1 protein-coding gene is annotated in these 246 nt (G+C 59.3%); it reads right to left on the reverse strand.

Going from position 1 to position 246, the window contains the following annotated elements; translation table 11 throughout:
• Positions 1 to 185: hypothetical protein (locus SB764_RS43510; RefSeq protein WP_410867241.1), on the reverse strand; the 185-nt coding region annotated here is incomplete at its 3' end.
• Between the last annotated feature and the right edge of the window lie 61 nt (positions 186 to 246).

A 246-nucleotide genomic window follows, 5' to 3' on the forward strand; every position in this document is an offset into this window, starting at 1 on the left:
GCCTCGCCTGCGGTGCGCCGGGAACCCAATGCAATGTGGGAGATGTTTTGCGCGATCTCACCATTCTTGGAATGCGACCTGAGTTGGGCGACTTGGTGTCCCTGCTCGAGCGTGCAGGAATGGCCCGGGGCAGCGCCGATGCTGACCACGCCGTGATAGTTGAGAGCGCTTTCTAGGAGAATCATGTCATCTATTTCGTTGGGCGAAGTCCTGGGTCGCGTGCTGGCAACAACAAACGGACTCGGC

Source organism: Paraburkholderia sp. SIMBA_027, assembly GCF_046535315.1.
GTDB classification, from domain to species: domain Bacteria; phylum Pseudomonadota; class Gammaproteobacteria; order Burkholderiales; family Burkholderiaceae; genus Paraburkholderia; species Paraburkholderia tropica.